Origin of the sequence: Streptomyces sp. NPDC051636, from assembly GCF_044453765.1 — a bacterium.
GTDB lineage: Bacteria > Actinomycetota > Actinomycetes > Streptomycetales > Streptomycetaceae > Streptomyces.
This window is the reverse complement of sequence record NZ_JBITDA010000010.1, coordinates 229,763-242,675: the sequence shown is the minus strand read 5'-3', so window position 1 is coordinate 242,675 and position 12,913 is coordinate 229,763. Positions and strand designations below refer to the sequence as shown.

The 12,913-nt window shown below is 68.2% G+C and carries 15 protein-coding genes, 1 tRNA gene and 1 pseudogene; 6 read left to right on the top strand and 11 right to left on the bottom strand.

The window, feature by feature from the left end:
* Window positions 1-894: 894 nt before the first annotated feature.
* The 6 genes from ACIBBH_RS20330 to ACIBBH_RS20305 form a co-directional block, all read right to left on the bottom strand.
* Window positions 895-1,275 carry an SH3 domain-containing protein gene (locus ACIBBH_RS20330; protein ID WP_399406445.1) on the bottom strand — a complete coding sequence of 127 codons (381 nt, stop codon included), beginning with the start codon at window positions 1,273-1,275 and terminating at the stop codon, window positions 895-897.
* Window positions 1,276-1,538: 263 nt separating this feature from the next.
* Window positions 1,539-1,970 carry a hypothetical protein gene (locus tag ACIBBH_RS20325; protein WP_399406443.1) on the bottom strand — a complete coding sequence of 144 codons (432 nt, stop codon included), beginning with the start codon at window positions 1,968-1,970 and terminating at the stop codon, window positions 1,539-1,541.
* Window positions 1,971-2,092: 122 nt separating this feature from the next.
* The gene (locus tag ACIBBH_RS20320) at window positions 2,093-2,575 is read right to left on the bottom strand and encodes a hypothetical protein (RefSeq protein WP_399406441.1); all 483 of its coding nucleotides are present in this window, start codon (window positions 2,573-2,575) and stop codon (window positions 2,093-2,095) included.
* A 66-nt stretch (window positions 2,576-2,641) separates the two neighbouring features.
* Window positions 2,642-2,737: transfer RNA gene (locus tag ACIBBH_RS20315), tRNA-OTHER, on the bottom strand.
* Window positions 2,738-3,119: 382 nt separating this feature from the next.
* Window positions 3,120-3,275 carry a hypothetical protein gene (locus ACIBBH_RS20310; protein ID WP_399406439.1) on the bottom strand — a complete coding sequence of 52 codons (156 nt, stop codon included), beginning with the start codon at window positions 3,273-3,275 and terminating at the stop codon, window positions 3,120-3,122.
* Window positions 3,262-3,585, bottom strand: coding sequence for a hypothetical protein (locus ACIBBH_RS20305; RefSeq protein ID WP_399406437.1), 324 nt, complete (start codon window positions 3,583-3,585; stop codon window positions 3,262-3,264). The genes ACIBBH_RS20310 and ACIBBH_RS20305 overlap by 14 nt, the downstream gene beginning before the upstream one ends.
* A 105-nt stretch (window positions 3,586-3,690) precedes the next feature.
* Here ACIBBH_RS20305 and ACIBBH_RS20300 point away from each other — a divergent pair, with 105 nt between their 5' ends.
* The gene (locus ACIBBH_RS20300) at window positions 3,691-4,527 is read left to right on the top strand and encodes a Scr1 family TA system antitoxin-like transcriptional regulator (RefSeq protein ID WP_399406435.1); all 837 of its coding nucleotides are present in this window, start codon (window positions 3,691-3,693) and stop codon (window positions 4,525-4,527) included.
* Entirely contained in the window at window positions 4,524-4,736 is a 213-nt protein-coding gene (locus tag ACIBBH_RS20295) for a DUF397 domain-containing protein (RefSeq protein ID WP_399406433.1), read from the top strand. Before ACIBBH_RS20300 ends, ACIBBH_RS20295 begins: the two co-directional genes overlap by 4 nt.
* Before the next feature lie 72 nt (window positions 4,737-4,808).
* Here ACIBBH_RS20295 and ACIBBH_RS20290 read toward each other — a convergent pair whose 3' ends face one another.
* Together ACIBBH_RS20290 and ACIBBH_RS20285 are read right to left on the bottom strand one after the other, a co-directional pair.
* Complete coding sequence (locus ACIBBH_RS20290) at window positions 4,809-4,943, bottom strand: hypothetical protein (RefSeq protein ID WP_399406431.1); 135 nt, start codon at window positions 4,941-4,943, stop codon at window positions 4,809-4,811.
* Between the two features lie 18 nt (window positions 4,944-4,961).
* Window positions 4,962-6,356, bottom strand: coding sequence for a cystathionine beta-synthase (locus ACIBBH_RS20285; protein WP_399406429.1), 1,395 nt, complete (start codon window positions 6,354-6,356; stop codon window positions 4,962-4,964).
* 161 nt (window positions 6,357-6,517) lie between these two features.
* On the opposite strand from ACIBBH_RS20285, the gene ACIBBH_RS20280 reads away from it, so the two are divergent.
* From ACIBBH_RS20280 to ACIBBH_RS20270, 3 genes are all read left to right on the top strand, one after another.
* On the top strand, window positions 6,518-7,555 hold the full coding sequence (locus ACIBBH_RS20280; protein ID WP_399406427.1) for an SGNH/GDSL hydrolase family protein: 1,038 nt from the start codon (window positions 6,518-6,520) through the stop codon (window positions 7,553-7,555).
* 169 nt (window positions 7,556-7,724) lie between these two features.
* Window positions 7,725-8,945 carry an acetyl-CoA C-acetyltransferase gene (locus ACIBBH_RS20275; RefSeq protein ID WP_399406425.1) on the top strand — a complete coding sequence of 407 codons (1,221 nt, stop codon included), beginning with the start codon at window positions 7,725-7,727 and terminating at the stop codon, window positions 8,943-8,945.
* A gap of 244 nt (window positions 8,946-9,189) precedes the next feature.
* Window positions 9,190-9,969: a hypothetical protein gene (locus ACIBBH_RS20270; RefSeq protein WP_399406423.1), complete on the top strand. Its 780-nt coding sequence runs from the start codon at window positions 9,190-9,192 to the stop codon at window positions 9,967-9,969.
* Between the two features lie 13 nt (window positions 9,970-9,982).
* Here ACIBBH_RS20270 and ACIBBH_RS20265 read toward each other — a convergent pair whose 3' ends face one another.
* Window positions 9,983-10,294, bottom strand: a complete 312-nt coding sequence (locus ACIBBH_RS20265) for a hypothetical protein (RefSeq protein ID WP_399406421.1) — start codon at window positions 10,292-10,294, stop codon at window positions 9,983-9,985.
* 105 nt (window positions 10,295-10,399) lie between these two features.
* Between ACIBBH_RS20265 and ACIBBH_RS20260 the strand changes: the two genes are divergently transcribed.
* Entirely contained in the window at window positions 10,400-10,630 is a 231-nt protein-coding gene (locus ACIBBH_RS20260; RefSeq protein ID WP_399406419.1) for a DUF4287 domain-containing protein, read from the top strand.
* Between the two features lie 83 nt (window positions 10,631-10,713).
* Here ACIBBH_RS20260 and ACIBBH_RS20255 read toward each other — a convergent pair whose 3' ends face one another.
* Window positions 10,714-11,592, bottom strand: a complete 879-nt coding sequence (locus tag ACIBBH_RS20255; protein ID WP_399406417.1) for a Bax inhibitor-1/YccA family protein — start codon at window positions 11,590-11,592, stop codon at window positions 10,714-10,716.
* Between the two features lie 182 nt (window positions 11,593-11,774).
* Window positions 11,775-12,882: pseudogene (locus ACIBBH_RS20250) on the bottom strand (4-hydroxybenzoate 3-monooxygenase).
* Window positions 12,883-12,913 lie beyond the last annotated feature (31 nt).

Genomic DNA, 12,913 nt, shown 5'->3' with positions numbered 1-12,913 from the left:
CGCACCCCTGGACCCCGCCCACGCGTGGCAACCTCACGCGCGAACAAGGTTTCGTCGTGGTCAAGATCCGTGCGCGCGTGAGGTCACCACGCACGTGATTTCACACGGTGCCGTCGTCGTGAGGAGCTGTAGCCGACGACCCGCAGTCAGCCGGCCCCCGCACACCGAGGCAGCCTCCCCCGCTAGTTCCGGCACGTCCGTGCGTGCTGCTCAGCGGCGAACCGAGCAGGGCCCGCACCCGTGATCAGGATCGGCCGTCGGCACCCTTCGCACCGGATGAACTCCCCGCGCCTATCGGTCTCGACCCACACGCGCGAGCCCGCCGCCGTACGCCAGGCATCCCGCCCCATCCCGTCTCCCCTTCCCTCTGGTTCCAGCACTCGCGCGATCAACCGGGCACCCTCCGGACACAGCCACACCACCGGCTCACCGTGCGCCCCCGCGTGAGGTACGGCCTGCGCCGCCCGCGCGTCCACACCGAGTTTGCCTAAGCTGGCGTTCAGTTCTTCGGCAGCCTCGTACGCTTCACGCCAACCTGACAGGTAGTCAACTCCGGGCACGAACACGGCGTCATCCGCTCCGCCGTACTCTCCCCCCTGAGCGTTCACGTTCGCACACCCCTTCCAGCCCCCGTAAGTGCCGCCGTTCACCACAGGAGGTCGCCCGCATCGAATCGAACACGTGTCGGTCACATAGGCCAGCAGCCTATGCCCGAGCACCCTGCAAGCGCTCAGCTACAGACAGTCAGATTATGGAACCGGAGTAAAAAACACACCAACTCCATACCGTCAGCACAGAGTTAACACGGATCACGTCGCAATCACGACGAAACGGCCCCCTCCCTGCCGAGACAGGGAGGAGGCCGCCCACTAGATCACCTTCCTGGGTCGTGGGTCAGTAGAGATACTCCTCCGTGACCCACCCGATGAAGCCGCTCGGCAGGCCGCCCGCCGAGGCGGTCTGCAACATCACCTTGTCCCACACCTGGCCCGTGTCGTCATAGGCAGAGGTGATCACCTGCACCTGCTGACCCTCGTAGACCAGGCCGAGTATCGCCCGATCCGTTCCCGGACCCGTGCGCACCCGCAACCCGTCCACCGTCGCCGACTTGAACACCGACCGATCCGCCGGATACGACGCCCCCGCTCCGCCGGAGCCACCCGACGAGTACCCCGGGTCAACCGGCATGGCCGACGCCGTCGACACGCCCACCAGGCCGACACCGGCCACCAGCGCACCCGACACCACCAGTGCCCGCAGAGCCTTACGCCCCATGATTGAAATCCTCTCGACTCGAAGAGGACGAGCAGCCGCCAATCAACCGGGTAGCCACTCATCCGGATGAGTGGCCAGCATCCATCGCCCATACCGAAGTGGTCAACCACTTATCCGGATGAGTGTCGGGGAGTGCCATAGAGAGCTCTGCCAGCAGCCGGGAAGGCCACGCCTTGACGCCTGCCGACTGACGGCCCGTTGCATGAAGAAGCCCCGGCCGCCCCCACGGGGGATGCAGGCGACCGGGGCCAGCTCAGATCCGCTTACGCGCCAGGGCTCGGCTCCGCCCGGCGGATCAGCGCACGTGCTTGCTCCATGAGTTCCTGATCATCGAGGGAAATCCGGCCAGCAAATACCCGCCGGTGGCCGTAGTACGGGCCGTCGAGGTCAACGCCCCGTGCCATGTCGACCGTCCAACGCACCTCAGGAACATCGATCGTGTCCGCTTTCCTCACAGTCCGCGAACTGTAGCCGGTGCAGGCGAGCCAGCAACCGCACCGTTGTTCGTGCGACCCCTTCCACTCGCCGATGAAGCCGTGCCGGCCAGCCAGCGCGAACAAATCGCCGGGCTCGTGCACGTTGCCCTCAACCGGAATGACTCCGAGAACTGCGGTAAGGCCGCTGTCTGCCGTCGCGTAGGCGAGGACGCACCAAGATGACGTCTCCCAGTCATGCAGGAGCGGGAAGATCGTCACCCTGCCAGTTCCGCTCATCGGTGGCGCCATCTATCTCCCTCACCTCGTCGGTCCGACCGTCAGCCCCCGCCCCAAGCACTCTAAAGGCGGGGGCTGACATCACCTAGACGATCTTGCAGACGTCAGATGCTGTGCTCACACGTCGGCAGCGGGTTGCCGCCCCCGCCGTCATCGCCGCACGTGTCCTCACAGTCCACGGCCGCCTTCCACAGCTCCGGGACCACGAAGTATCCCGCCGCCTGGATTGCAGCCACCGTGAGGGGAAGCACTTCAGCCGCAGGCGGGTAGACCGCCCCGCCGTATCCGTCACACGGGTTGTGGTGAACCTTGGGCCAGCCGTGCGACGCGAAGAACTCGTCGTACTGCCGGGTGTACGTCATGAACTCGTGCCACGCAGGATCCACGTCTGCGCTCATGTAGAGCGTCGGGGCCCCTTCGGGCTTCTGTGCGGACGTGGCCAGATACGCCAGGGCCTGTTCCGTGATCGCCTCAGCGGTCTCCCGGTCCAGGTCGTTGGTCTTGGCCACCCGGAGGCACAGTCGCTCGAAGAACGCTGGAGCAACCAGCGTCCTCGCTTTGACTGCCTCCATCACAGGTGCAGACATGCTCACTCCTCTAATTGAGTTGTGGTGCCTTGCAGCTCGACCCACCCGTTATAGCGGGTCGAGCGGTCCCCCCACCCGGACTCGAACCGGGGTCCTCACAGTGCCGGACTGCATCCCGCGTCGATAGGCCGCATTGCCGCTCTTCCGCTGAGCTACAAGGGGTTGGGTGCGCCCGTGTCCGGGGTCGGACCGGAAGGCAGCCGACGAGGCCGTTAATACTCTCGACATGGCTGCAATTCACGGGCCCCTCTATCGGTACTCGCCGTGCACCCCCACGCGAGATCGCCCACTTCGGGCGCCGACAAAGGAAGTGGTACCCGCTCTGGCCGGAGACCGGGGAGAAAGGGAGATCATCCGGCCAGAGCGGGGGCTCAGGGGGCGTTACCGCGCACAACGGCGGACACGATGCAGGTGACCACTGACGCCCATATCACGAACATGAGCAGCCCGCCCCAGAAGGGACCGTCAGAGGTGAACCTCCAGGTCCGTAATTTCCTGGGGGCCTTCCGTTCTTCCGACTTGAGGGCCGGGGGCCAGGCCGTCATCAGTGGATCACCCGCGCTTCGGTACCCGCCTCGATGTCCAGACAGTTGATGTACAGGAAGCCGCCCAAGGGATCGATCCCCGTATCAGCCAGCATCCCAGCCCCGTGAAGAGCGTTGAGCCGCGCCAAGGCGTCTGAGGCGTCACGACTGGGCATTCACGGACTCCTCGGGGAACTTCTGCCGAAGGGTGAGGCCATCCCTCAGCAGGTTGCAGATGGCGAGGCCATGACGCACATTGACGTCACCGAGCCGGACAACCCAGTCACGGGCCTCGGAGGGGGCAAGCCGGGCGTGGAACTGCGGGATCCTGATCCCCGCCTCTTCCAGCGCCCCCGCCAGCGCAATTGTGACTTCTTGGACCTCAACCACCAGGCTTGCCGGCGGATCGTCGTCTCTGCTGTGGGGAAGCATCGCGCCATCCTTCACGTCGTCAGCCAGAGCCCAAGTCGTTTCCCGTTCGGGCACGGTTGTAGCGCTCCGTAGTGCTGCCACTACCGGACAGGTTCAGCGTGGCCTACAGTCGAGACCCGTTCAACGTGTCACTGACGGATGGAAGGTCGCGAACGGGCCGTGAACAAGAACGAGTTGAACCCGGACGCCTCTGCCGAAGCAGCCTACGGGGCGCGTTTACGCAGTCTGCGGGAGGCACGTGGCTGGACTCAGGAAGACCTCGCCGAACGCACGGAATATTCCAGTGTGCATATTTCGGCTGTCGAAAATGCTCGGAAACCTCCAACCCTCCGCTTCTCGCGTAGCGTTGACCGCGCCTTCGGCATCGAGGGCACCGTAGACACGTTCGAGCGCCAGTACCGAGAGCTTCAGCACGGCTCCTTGTTGGAGGGGTTCCCTGAGTACGTTGGGTACGAGGGTCGAGCAGTAGAGATCCGGTTGTTTGAGATTGGGATCATTCCCGGCTTGCTTCAGACTCCCGAGTACGCGCGGGTACTGGCGAACAGCGCCGTGAAGCGGGGCGCCATTACGCCAGAGCAAGCAGACGAACGAGTTTCGTCCCTGGCAGAGCGACAGGAAGCACTGAAGAGATCACGTCCTCCCATGCTGATGGTGGTGATGGACGAGAGCTGCATCCGTCGCCCCGTCGGCGGTTCGGAGGTCATGGGCGCCCAGCTTGAGCAGCTGATCAAATTCGCCGACCAACCCAACACCATGCTCCAGGTGGCTCCATACGACATAGGCGAGCGTCGCCCGGTCAACCTGCCTGTCTACCTGCTGACGATGTCGGACCGATCCGTACTGTGCTACGCGGAGTCTCAGACCCAGGGTCATCTGGACCGCGAAACCGCGTCAGTATTGCCGGTGTTGACGGCCTACCATCAGCTACAGGCTGAAGCGCTCTCGCAGGCGGCTTCCGTAGCCATGATCGAACAGCTTCGAAAGGGCACCCCGTGACCACGACCAACTCTCCCCGCTGGTTTAAGTCCTCCTACAGCGACAACGGCGGCGCCTGCATCGAGGTCGCCACCAACCTCGTCGCCTCAAGCGGCGTGGTCCCCGTCCGTGACTCCAAGACTCCTGCTGGCTCTGTTCTGGACTTCCCCGCCGATGCGTTCTCGTCCTTCGTGACAGGCGTCAAGGCCGGAGAGTTCGGCGCCGTTTGACAGCCCTCCTCACACGAGCCGGCCCCCTCTCGCCAAGCCAGAGAGGGGGCCGACTCTTGTCCGCTGTTTGGGTCAGGTGGCCTGAGGGCTGATCACGGTCCATATCTCTGCCCACGACTCCTCAGAGATGTTGGGCAGAAGCTTGCTCAGTTCTTGGGCAACCCAGTCGTTGAGTTCCTGCGTGGTCTCAGTCTTCTCAGTGGCCATCTGCACTCCTGTCGAGTCTCACGTTGTCGGGTTCGCGAGGAAGGCCAAAAGGTCTTGGCGGGTGACGATCCCGGCAGGCTTACCGTCCACCAGGACCACCGCCGCATCACGGCCTTCAAGGGCAGACATCAGGCGCTCTACTGGCTCCCCAGAACCAACGACCGGCAGGGGCTCTGACATGTACTTCTCCAGCGGGGCGTCAGAGGGAGCGTGGTCGGCCACCAGGGCGTGAAGCAACACCCGCTCTTCCACAGCGCCGATCACCTCTCCCGCCATCACGTCCGGGTGTCCCGCTCCGGGGGCCACCACCGGCATCTGAGACACCCCGTACTCGCGCAGCACGCTGATTGCTTCCCCTACCGTCTCCGTAGGGTGCACGTGCACGAAGTTCGGGATGCCCTCCCCTGCGTCTGCCTTCTGCGCGAGAACCGCCCCGGCCGTCTGGCCGGTTGAGGTCTCCTCGCTGAACCCATGTTGACCGATCCACTCGTCGTTGAAAATCTTGCTGAGGTAGCCGCGCCCGCTGTCGGGGAGGAGGACGACCACGACATCGTCCGGCCCGAGCCGCTCGGCGACCCGCAGCGCCGCCACGACGGCCATGCCGCAGGACCCGCCGACCAGCAGCCCTTCCTCCTTCGCCAGCCGCCGGGTCATCTGGAAGGAGTCCTTGTCGGACACGGCGACGATCTCGTCGGCGACGGTCCGGTCGTAGGCGGTCGGCCAGAAGTCCTCACCGACTCCCTCGACGAGGTACGGGCGCCCGGAACCGCCGGAGTAGACGGACCCCTCCGGGTCGGCGCCGATCACCTTGACCTCGCCGTCGCTGACGTCCTTCAGATAGCGCCCGGTGCCGGAGATGGTGCCGCCGGTGCCCACGCCCGCCACGAAGTGGGTGATCCTGCCCCCGGTCTGCTCCCACAGTTCGGGGCCGGTCGAGTGATAGTGCGAGAGGGGGTTGTTGGGGTTGGAGTACTGGTCGGGCTTCCAGGCGCCGGGCGTCTCGCGCACCAGCCGGTCGGAGACGTTATAGTACGAGTCCGGGTGCTCGGGCGCCACCGCCGTCGGGCAGACCACCACTTCCGCCCCGTACGCGCGCAGCACGTTGATCTTGTCGGTGCTCACCTTGTCGGGGCACACGAAGATGCACTTGTACCCCTTCTGCTGCGCCACGATGGCCAGGCCCACGCCGGTGTTCCCGCTGGTCGGCTCGACGATCGTGCCGCCCGGCTTGAGCTCCCCGCTCTGCTCGGCGGCCTCGATCATGCGCAGGGCGATGCGGTCCTTCACGGAACCGCCCGGGTTGAAGTACTCCACCTTGGCCAGGACGGTCGCCCGGATGCCCTTGGTCACGCTGTTGAGCCTCACCAGCGGGGTGTTGCCGACGAGGCTGATCATCGAGTCGTGGAATCGCACCGTTGTCTCCGGTTGCTTGCAAAAAAGACGGTCGTGATTGGTTCCGCCAGCCTAAGGCTCCCGCCGACCGGGTGACGGTCGTTCACTCTGCGTTGCGATTGGGCGACGGCCTGTACGGGGCAAGGAGTGGGTGTACGGGTACGAGGAGGTGGCGGCGAGGCATGACGAGCATGTCGAGGGCGAGAGCGGCCCGGCGGATCGCGGCCGGCGCGGCGTACGGCGGTGGCGGGGTCGGACTGGTCGGCGCGGCCACCGTCGGTGTGGTGCTGGCCGAGCTGCGTCTGGCGAAGCGGCACGTGGGCAACGGCACCAGCGGCCGCGTGCCGGTGGCGGACGGCGTGTACGGCAGCTCCTACAACACCCCCGGCGAACCACCCCTGCGCCTGACCATGCTCGGCGACTCCACGGCCGCCGGCCAGGGCGTGCACCGGGCGGGGCAGACCCCGGGAGCGCTTTTGGCCTCGGGCCTGTCCGCGGTGGCGGAACGCCCGGTGGAGCTGCGCAATGTCGCCCTGCCCGGTGCCCAGTCGGACGACCTGGACCGCCAGGTCGCCCTGGTCCTCGCCGATCCCTCCACCGTCCCCGACATCTGCGTGATCATCGTCGGCGCGAACGACGTCACCCGCCGGATGCCCCCGACCCGCTCGGTCCGTCACCTCTCGGCGGCGGTACGGCGGCTGCGCACGGCCGGCGCCGAGGTGGTGGTCGGCACCTGCCCTGATCTGGGCACCATCGAGCCGGTCCAGCAACCGCTGCGCTGGCTGGCCCGCCGCGCCTCCCGGCAGCTGGCCGCCGCCCAGACGATCGGGGTCGTCGAACAGGGCGGCCGCACGGTGTCACTGGGCGACCTGTTGGGCCCCGAGTTCGCCGCGAACCCGCGCGAGCTGTTCGGCCCCGACAACTACCACCCCTCCGCCGAGGGCTACGCCACCGCCGCGATGGCGGTCCTCCCCACCGTCTGCGCCGCGCTGGGTCTGTGGCCCGCGGAAGAGGAACGCCCCGACGTCTCCCGCCGCGAGGGCTTCCTCCCCGTCGCCCGGGCGGCGGCGGAGGCAGCCTCCGAGGCCGGCACGGAGGTCACCGCAGCGATGCCGACGGGGCCCAGGGGGCCGTGGGCCCTGCTCAAGCGGCGACGCCGCCGCCGGGTACCGGAGCCGGAGCCGAGCCCGGAGCCGACACCTTCGGCGCCTTCGACGTAGCGGGCTCGCAGGGGCCGAGCCCCTGGGGGGAACGGGTGGTGGCGGCGAGGCGCGAAAAAAGCAAGCGCTTAGAAACTGCGGCCAGGGTCACACAGCGATACCCGTGACCTGGACCATACGTACGGGTAACTTCCCAGGAGTCCCTCCCCCTTACGCCAATGGAGCCGTGATGCCCGAAGCCGTCATCGTCTCGACCGCCCGCTCCCCCATCGGCCGCGCCGTCAAGGGCTCCCTCAAGGACCTGCGCCCGGACGACCTGACCGCCACGATCATCCAGGCGGCGCTGGCGAAGGTCCCCGAGCTGGACCCGAAGGACATCGACGACCTGATGCTCGGCTGCGGCCTCCCCGGCGGCGAGCAGGGTCACAACCTCGGCCGGGTCGTCGCCGTGCAGATGGGCATGGACCACCTGCCGGGCTGCACGATCACCCGGTACTGCTCCTCCTCCCTGCAGACCTCCCGCATGGCCCTGCACGCCATCAAGGCCGGCGAGGGCGACGTCTTCATCTCAGCCGGTGTCGAGACGGTCTCCCGGTACGCCAAGGGCAACTCCGACAACATCCCGGACACGTACAACCCGTTGTTCGCCGAGGCGCAGGCCCGTACCGAGGCCGTCGCCCAGCAGGAGGGCACGACCTGGCACGACCCGCGCGAGGACGGCCTGCTGCCCGACCCGTACATCTCGATGGGCCAGACCGCCGAGAACCTGGCCCGCATCAAGGGCATCACCCGCCAGGAGATGGACGAGTTCGGCGTCCGCTCGCAGAACCTCGCCGAGGAAGCCATCAAGAACGGCTTCTGGGAGCGGGAGATCACCCCGGTGACCCTCCCCGACGGCACGGTCGTCAGCAAGGACGACGGCCCGCGCGCCGGCGTCACCCTGGAGGCCGTCCAGGGCCTCAAGCCGGTCTTCCGGCCGGACGGCCTGGTCACGGCCGGCAACTGCTGCCCGCTGAACGACGGCGCCGCCGCGCTCGTCATCATGTCCGACACCAAGGCCCGCGAGCTCGGCCTCACCCCGCTCGCCCGCATCGTGTCGACCGGCGTCTCGGGCCTCTCCCCCGAGATCATGGGCCTCGGCCCGGTCGAGGCCTCGCGGCAGGCGCTGCGCCGCGCCGGACTCACCATCGACGACATCGACCTGGTCGAGATCAACGAGGCCTTCGCCGCCCAGGTGATCCCCTCCTACCGCGACCTCGGCATCGACCTCGACAAGCTGAACGTCAACGGCGGCGCCATCGCCGTCGGCCACCCCTTCGGCATGACCGGCGCCCGCATCACCGGCACGCTCATCAACTCCCTGCAGTGGCACGACAAGCAGTTCGGCCTGGAGACGATGTGCGTCGGCGGCGGCCAGGGCATGGCGATGGTCATCGAGCGCCTCAGCTGAGTCCCGCACCGGCCCGGAGTTCGCCCGCAGGATCGAGCTCCGGGCCGATTTGTGATCCAATCTCCCCCAGGATGTGACCTAACTCCCTTTGGGGAGACATCCATGCAGGTCACAACAGCTGTGCAAGCGATTTCGGGACCCGCTACCCTGTCCGTTTCGTGACGTTACGCACTGACAGCTGGTTAGTCCGCCCTTCAAGCTGATGTAGGAAGTCGGGGGTCGACTTTGAACCGGGAGTACGTCAGTGAGCGCCATGCCGATCGCCTTGCTGCTCACCACGGCCGCCACGGGCGCCGTGGGCGTCGCCGTCCTGCGCACCCTTCTGGTGCTGCGCCGGCAGGTCGCGGCCCTGCACACGCAGCTCGCCGAGAACCAGGCCGCCGCGATGCGCGCCCTGCTGCCCGCCGCCCGCGCGGCCGACACGACTGAGATACGCGCGGCCGTCGCCGAGGCGCTAGCCGAGGAGCGGGAGCGCGAGCTGGCCGAGGCGCGCGCGTTCTGGGCCGCCCAGGAGGCCCGTGACGCCTCCGACGCGCCCACCCTGCTCGGCCTGCCCGACAGCGAGCTGTTCCTGCCCCGGCACGCCGACTTCGCGGGCCTGGAGCCCGTGACCGAGTCCGGCACGGACACCGACGAGTTCGCCGGGGAGTCCCCGGAGCTGGCCGCGGCCCGCCGCCGTCACCCCTCCCACCCCGACTTCGTGCCCGTCCAGTCGCCGGTGGTCAACGACCACGAGCGCACGGTCACCATCCTGGAACAGCTCGCCGGCTCCCGCACCGACCTGACCGACGTCCGCCCGGGCCCCCTGGGCACCCTCGACGTCTACGTCTTCGCCGACGGCACCACCCTGTGCATGACCCCCGGCCACCGCGAAACAGCCGAACGCCTGGCGGCGTCCCTGCGCACGGGCGAGAAGCCCTACCTGCTGGGCGGCTCGGGCATCTCGGGCGCGTACACACTGACGTTCGCGTGCGGCGAGGAGACGGTCTACATCCTCGCGGACAGGGTCATCGCCTCCCTCTGAGACGCCGGGAAGGTCAAACCCCCGCCCGCTTCTGCGCCGCCGCGACCAACCGCACCGCTTCCTCGACCTCAGCGTCGGATTTCAGCACGATCGCCAAGTCGTGCCCAGCCACGGTGATCTGGTCGGCGGCCGCGAACATCCCCGCATCCGGCATCTCCCGCGGCTGCGCCCCAGGGCACTCGACCCGCTGGGCCCACACCGCCAACTCCCTGGCCAGCCGCAGAGCCTCAGCGGCAGCGCCCCGTTGAAGACGACTCTGCGGCGCCGCCCGCAACCGGTCGGCGAAATGATCCACGGCACGGGTCAGGGGCGTCGTATCAACCACGCGGTGAGCGTAACGCGTCGCAGCGAGACTGTTGCCAACGCGCCAACGCTAGGGCACGGTGACCTGAAGGACCGGCTTACATCCCCTTTGCGCACGGAGGCGCCGATGTCCCAACTCTTCTCCGAGGAGACCCACCGCAACCTGCTCGCCCGCATCCCCCACTGCACCGGTCGTGAAATCTCCGACTGGCTTCGCGCCGTAGAAGAAGGCCCCGCTCTCTTCCGCTTCGAGGAGAAGGTCAGCTGGCTCCGGCACGAGCACAACCTCGCGTACGGCCACGCCAAGGCGATCGTCCACGAATACGACCTGAGGAGGGCCGCGCGCAAACTGCTCTAGCCGCGCACCCGCAACGACGAAGGGCCCCGGGGTTACCCGGGGCCCCTCTCGCTACCGCTGGGCGGTGACCAGATGACCAGGCGCTAGTCGTTGTTGCTGAAGATCGCCGCCAGCCGCAGCATCTCCACGTAGATCCACACCAGCGTCAGGGTGAGGCCGAACGCGGCCAGCCAGGCCTCGTTGCGCGGGGCGCCGTAGGCGATGCCGTCCTCGATCTGCTTGAAGTCGAGGGTCAGGAAGAACGCGCCGATGAGTACCGCGAGGATGCCCACGGCCGCGCCCAGCGGACCAAAGCTGCGCAGACCGCCGTCCTCGGCTACGCCGAACACGACCAGCAGCAGGTTGACCGCCATGACCAGCACGAACGCCATGGCGATGGCCAGGCCGATGCGGGCGTACCGGGCGGTGACGCGGATCCAGCCCGCCTTGTAGACCAGCAGGGTGGCCGCCGAGACCGCCATGGTGCCGAGCACCGCCTGGAACGGGGCGCCGCTCCACTGGCTGTTGTACATCTCGCTGATCACGCCGAGGAAGACGCCCTCGAAGGCGGCGTATCCCAGGATCAGCGCGGGCGACGGGGTGCGCTTGAAGCTCTGGACGAGCGCCAGGACCATCGCGACCAGGGCGGCGCCGATCGCCAGGCCGTAACTGCCGGCGGAGACCGGCAGCAGGGCCCAGGCGAGGACCGCGCCGACGGCGACGGTGCCGAGCGTCATGGCCGAGCGCATGACGACGTCGTCCATCGTCATCCGGCCGGTGGAGACCGGGGCCTGCGGCGGAGCGCCGTACTGCTGGTCCGTCTGGGCGTACGGGTTGGTCGCGTAGGGGTTCTGCGCGTACGGGTTGCCCTGGGCGTAGGGGTTGCCCGGTGCGTACCCGGCCTGCGGCGCGGTGTTGAAGCCCGCGTAGCCGTTGTCGCGGCTGAAGCCCCGTCGCGAGAAGACCGGGTTGCTGCTCCTCATTTCACTCCTCCATGGCCACCCTTCGTGGCCTTGGCTCAAGAGTAATGGATTGGCAAAGGAATGACCCTGGTACTTGAGGAGGATCTTTCCCTTTCCGTGTTGGCCAACACGCTACGCGGATGCGTGATTCCCGGCCACGGAGCGATCCATTCCTCACCGAACCGGTACCCGGCCGGAACCGGTCAGTCGAACGGAAGCCCGGTGTACGCCTCGGCGAGGCCGGTCCTGGCGGCCCGGGAGGAGGCGATCCGCTCCAGGCGGGCGAGCTGAAGGCGGTCCTCGAAGTCGGTGGCGTCCGGGGCACGGTGCAGCAGGGCCGTCAAGTCGCAGGAGAACCGCTCGGCCTGCCAGACGCGGCGCAGGCAGGTCGCGGAGTAGGCGTCCAGCGGCTCCGGCGACCCGGTCTGCCGCTGGCGGGCCGGCGCCCGCACGGAGGTGACGACGTCACCGACGGTGAGGTTCAGCCCCTTGGCACCGGCCGGCGGCACGACGTGGGCGGCGTCCCCGGCGAGGAAGAGGCGGCCGTGCCGCATGGGCTCGTGGACGAAGGAGCGCATCGGTGTCACCGACTTCTGGGTGACGGGCCCGCGTTCGAGCCGCCATCCGTCGGCGGTCTCGGACCGGCGGAGGGGTGGTGGCGGGTGACGGGCAGGCGCATGGACAGCAGGGCGAAGCCGCGGTCGTGGCGGGCGTGGACCAGCTCGTCGTGCGAGGGGGCGACGTCGGCGAGGACGCCGAGCCGGCCGAAGGGGTACGTCCGCTCGAAGACCCGGGAGAGCGCGGCGGGCGCGGCCTTCCTCGACACGCCCCAGAGCCGTCACACCCGACGACGTACTCGCAGTCCAGCACGTCCTCGCGCCCCGCGTGCCGGAAGGGAATCCGCGGGCGGTCGGTGTCGGCCCCCTCGACGGCCGGCGCCTCCGCCTCGAACAGCAGCGGCCGCCCTCCTTCAGCTGGAGGGCGATGAGGTCCTTGCGGCCTCGGTCTGGGCGCAGACCATCACGGACCGGCCGCCGGTGAGGCGGGGAAGTCCACGCGATGGCGCCGCCCGGCGAACCGCAGTTCGATCCCGTCGTGCCGCAGCCCCTCCCGGTCGATGCGCTCCCCGGCACCGGCCGCCCGCGGTACGTCCGCCGTGCCCTGCTCCGGAATCCCGGCCCGCTGCCGGTGTCCGACGCAGGACCGGTCGCGGCCCTCCAGGACGACTGAGTCGATGCCGGCGGTGTGCAGCAACCGCGCGAGGAGGAGCCCGGCGGGGCCGGCTCCGATGATGCCGACGGCGGTGCGCATCGGTCGCTCCCTTTGCTCGACGCCTTGACGG